This is a genomic window from Pedobacter sp. 01T416_2 (assembly GCF_056398925.1).
Map to the genome: position 1 here is coordinate 1 of NZ_JBFTQI010001007.1, position 1,764 is coordinate 1,764.

General features: G+C 41.9%; 2 protein-coding genes and 1 pseudogene. 2 read left to right on the top strand and 1 reads right to left on the bottom strand.

Going from position 1 to position 1,764, the window contains the following annotated elements:
* Both AC1DPQ_RS26760 and AC1DPQ_RS26765 read left to right on the top strand, forming a co-directional pair.
* Positions 1-296, top strand: a pseudogene (locus AC1DPQ_RS26760) (class I SAM-dependent methyltransferase); the annotation flags it as partial.
* Positions 297-366: 70 nt separating this feature from the next.
* Positions 367-1,371, top strand: coding sequence for an LLM class flavin-dependent oxidoreductase (locus AC1DPQ_RS26765; protein WP_477581499.1), 1,005 nt, complete (start codon positions 367-369; stop codon positions 1,369-1,371).
* Positions 1,372-1,509: 138 nt separating this feature from the next.
* On the opposite strand, the gene AC1DPQ_RS26770 is transcribed toward AC1DPQ_RS26765, so the two are convergent.
* On the bottom strand, positions 1,510-1,764 hold a 255-nt coding region (locus AC1DPQ_RS26770; RefSeq protein WP_477611434.1), incomplete at its 5' end, for a hypothetical protein.

Below are 1,764 nucleotides of genomic sequence, written 5' to 3' on the forward strand. Positions count from 1 at the left end.
GTTTTAAGGATTTCCTGATCAGGCTAAAAGACCTCATCAATCCCGATGGACAGGTGATTTTCGATTCTTCTGATATTTCTTATTTATATGAGGACATGCCTAAACCGCAAAACCAGTATTATGGTGAGGTATCTTATCAGTACGAATATAAAGGCGAAAAAGGCAATTGGTTTAACTGGATTTATATAGATGAAGAAACCATTAAACAGATTGCAAAAGAAACGGGATGGGATGCTGAATTGATTTTTGATGATGGCGAAGATCAGTATTTGGTCAAATTGACTTTGGCGCAATAATCTAAAAGTCATAAAGCTTTTCGCACGCCTATTTTAAATTAACAGGCTCATAAATTTGTTAGATACGAATATGAGCAATACGAAAATTAAACTTAGTGTGTTAGATCAATCGCCGGTTCGCAAGGGTGTTACAGCCCGCCGTGCCATTGAAGAAACCACTATACTTGCACAGGAAACCGAAAGATTGGGATATCACCGTTTCTGGGTTTCAGAACATCACAATACCACCAGTTTGGCGGGTTCAACGCCCGAGATCTTAATTGCCCATCTGGCCAATCATACCAAAACTTTAAGAATAGGTTCGGGCGGTATTATGCTGCCCAACCATAGTGCGCTAAAGGTTGCAGAAAGTTTTCGTTTGCTGGAAGTGATGCACCCTAACCGGATCGATCTGGGAATGGGCCGTGCACCGGGTACCGACCGCATTACGGCTTCGATGCTTAACCCATCAAACAATTGGAGCGAGCAGGATTTTGTAGAACAACTGCGTGAGCTACAACATTACTTGCATGATACCTCTGATGGTGGTATCCAGGCCAAAATAAAAGCCATTCCCATTGCTGAAACTGTTCCGCAGCAATGGCTTTTGAGCAGCAGCGGACAAAGTGCCTTATTCTCGGCCCACTTTGGAATGGGTTTTTCTTTTGCGCATTTTATTAATCCGCATGGAGGACCACAGGCTGTTCAATACTACCGGGAACATTTTAAACCTTCGGTTGATTTGGCAAAACCAGTTGAAAACGTGGCACTTTTTGTTTTCTGCTCAGAAGATGAAGAAAAGGTAAAACAACAGGAGGCTTTAATGGCTTACCGTTTTCTCCAGCTAGAGAAGGGCGGAGGCTTAACTGCTGTAGGTTGGAACGATATTAAAGACATTAGTTATAACGCTGCAGAGCAGGAACGGATTAATGCCAATAAACCGCGGATGATTTATGGCACGCCAACTGTAATTAAAGAGCGGCTTACCAAACTGGCTGCCGACTATGATGTTGATGAACTGATGGCAGTTACCATTACCGAGCATTTTGAAGACCGGATAAGATCGTACGAGTTGCTTGCGGAAATGTTTTTGTAATGATAAATTGTTTCAATGGTCTGTGTCTCCACAGACCATTATGAAAAGTTTGAAAAGAAGAATTTTCGCTGAGGTTTGTGAAGACACAGACCTCGGGATTGGATTTCTCCACTGCGGTCGAAATGACGCTAAATCAACCTAAAAATTAAAAAACGTTTGTCTGCCGCCAACTTTTTGTCCAAAGTTTTGGATATTATAAGTAAGGGTAAGCATGCCATATCTACCCAGGTTATTGCTCTGCGTATCGATAACACTGTTGCCCGTAATCTGGATGTTCCTACGCACATTGCTCTGCAAAATATCATTCACCGAGAATTTTAACTGCGCCCTGTCGTTTTTCATAAATAGGTAAGTAAGAGCGGCATTCCAGAATTTGATGTTATTGTTATATCC

Excerpts from the sequence above, each read along its gene's own strand:
- AC1DPQ_RS26765 (WP_477581499.1), top strand. The coding sequence starts at position 367 with ATGAGCAATACGAAAATTAAACTTAGTGTGTTAGATCAATCGCCGGTT.